Origin of the sequence: uncultured Gimesia sp. (assembly GCF_937919775.1) — a bacterium.
GTDB lineage: Bacteria > Planctomycetota > Planctomycetia > Planctomycetales > Planctomycetaceae > Gimesia.
Genome location: NZ_CALFPF010000789.1, coordinates 1 through 2,072 on the forward strand (window position 1 = coordinate 1; position 2,072 = coordinate 2,072).

Here is a 2,072-nt window from a genome sequence, read left to right on the forward strand (position 1 = left end):
ACAGCGTGATTCCATAACATTCCTTGTCGAGAACAATCGCCCTGCCCTGGCATTGTTCGATCATGTTCGCACAGACGATCGAACCGTAAGTATTTTCAATAATCACGCCATCGCGCAGATGATCATCCAGGTTATTGCCACTCATACAGAGGTTAAATCCATCAATACAATGCAGCGCGTCCAGATTTTCTTCAAAGTGATTTGCCGAAACGACAATGTCGTGACAGCCGATGGCATTCAACCCGGTCGCTTTATTATATGTGATCAGACAATCAGAAACACGGGGGTCTTCAAAACAGAAATCCAGTAAGATCCCGTCACCGCCATGATAACTGCAGGTCACTCCATGAACGTAGATTTCCTGAACCCATTTGGCGTTGATTCCCCGTCCACTTTTTTCATTACCGGTCACGCGAAAATTCTGTAACTGTACACGCCAGATGCGAGGTTTCGGATCTTTTTTGCCATCCGGAAGCTTGGCGTCCGCCGGCGGGTGAATGGAAATCGCATCTTTACCTGCTTCATTTTTATTATGAATATGAGTCGCCGAACCGGAACCAATTATCAGGACATCCCCTTTGGTGATGACCAGAGGCTCTTCGATCTCAAATTTACCTGGTGGGAGTTGAACCACTCCCCCTTCTTCCGGAATCGCATCGATGGCTTCCTGAAGTGATGCATAATTGATCGCATAAATCACAGGCCGCGCACCAGCCAGTTTCGGTTTATTTGCAGTCGACTGACTTTCCTGACCTGCGATAATCTGTCCCAAATTCAGCGGGAACACCAAAGTCATCAGTAAACATGAAAACGCAAAAGCAGTTTGGGAACGTTTCATAACAGGCAGGACCTCTCGTTGATAAGCAGCGGGATGCAGGATCGAGGGCAGCTCCAGATGCAGCCGCCCTTCACAATCTGTTCGCACGGAAGTCATGCCGATACGGGTTCAGCTTAACTTTCTTACGTAATCAACACCATCACAACCGAATCAGATCAGAGAGTCAAGCAGCAACGAATGCCGATGAGTAAATTCTATCGTCTCAAAATCAGCGAAAGTCATATGACATTGATCACGCCAGACTGAATTCTCCCCTTTAAGGTTCAACAATCGTGGTCGGCTTGTTTTTTACGACGGGAATGCTAGAATCGCCCTTCGCAGCAGTTGCATCTGTTCCTGATTTCAGTAACATAAACAGTCACAACAAGTTGCACCAGAAGATGAGCGACTGGCTGGAGTAAAATACGCGATGGAATGTGTTCGCGAAGAACCTGAGTCGCATTCAAAGCGTCAAAGAAAACAACTAAGCACCCGTAGCTCAACTGGACAGAGCACCGGTCTTCGGAACCGGGGGTTGGGGGTTCGAATCCCTCCGGGTGTACTCCCCCTATCAATCGGATAGGGAAACAATGCTTTTCGCTGTCTTTTGCGAGTTTGGCTTCCGCCAAAAACTCGCCAAAACCTCTCCTGACCGCACAGTTCCGACAACATGCCGCCAATGGATCGGGCGAGCTAGTAGTCTTTCGGAATGACGATTGCCTTGTTGCGATTGCCGCCGACGGTCTCATAGTCCGACAGGATGCCGAGAAAGAAGTTGGCGATACTTCTCGTCTCGATCTTATACTGCTCGGCCAGCGTGTTCTTGACCTCTGTGTATGTGATCGTATTCGCGTCTGGGTTAGCTCGCTTGTACGCCCGCATCATGTTGACAAGCAGAAGCTCCTTCTTGTCCCTCGTGACGTAATTCGTTTCTTCCAAGGGCAAAATGGTGTCTGGGACTGCTTGGGCAGTGCTGAACAGATCGGCGACCTCAGCAAGCTCTGCAAATTCGCCGTTGAGGCGTTCCTCCATTTCAGCGGCTTCCTCGTCTGCCTGACGCTGCTCTCTCTCCAATTTCGCGATCTGGTCGGCCATTTCCTGTTTCGACATCTTGAGATGTCTCAGCCGATTGCTGAGTTGCCGGAATTGATGAAGCTGCTCGATAGTAAACGCATGCTTCTCATTCATGGCACTGCCAGCACATCTTTAAATGGTAGATCTTTATCAACTTTCAAACCCATTTTATGTCACCCTA

The 2,072-nt window shown here is 48.8% G+C and carries 2 protein-coding genes and 1 tRNA gene; 1 reads left to right on the forward strand and 2 read right to left on the reverse strand.

The features are described 5' to 3' along the window. Positions 1 to 925, reverse strand: a 925-nt coding sequence (locus Q0294_RS22430; RefSeq protein WP_299469909.1) for a right-handed parallel beta-helix repeat-containing protein, incomplete at its 3' end; no start/stop codon positions are given. A 380-nt stretch (positions 926 to 1,305) separates the two neighbouring features. Here Q0294_RS22430 and Q0294_RS22435 point away from each other — a divergent pair. Further along, a tRNA-Arg gene (locus Q0294_RS22435) sits at positions 1,306 to 1,379 on the forward strand. Between the two features lie 131 nt (positions 1,380 to 1,510). Here the strand turns inward: Q0294_RS22435 and Q0294_RS22440 are convergent. After that, on the reverse strand, positions 1,511 to 2,005 hold the full coding sequence (locus Q0294_RS22440) for a hypothetical protein (RefSeq protein WP_299469911.1): 495 nt from the start codon (positions 2,003 to 2,005) through the stop codon (positions 1,511 to 1,513). Between the last annotated feature and the right edge of the window lie 67 nt (positions 2,006 to 2,072).

What these genes read in the sequence shown, in the direction of transcription:
- Q0294_RS22440 (WP_299469911.1), bottom strand. Translation starts at nt 2,005, where the DNA reads ATGAATGAGAAGCATGCGTTTACTATCGAGCAGCTTCATCAATTCCGG.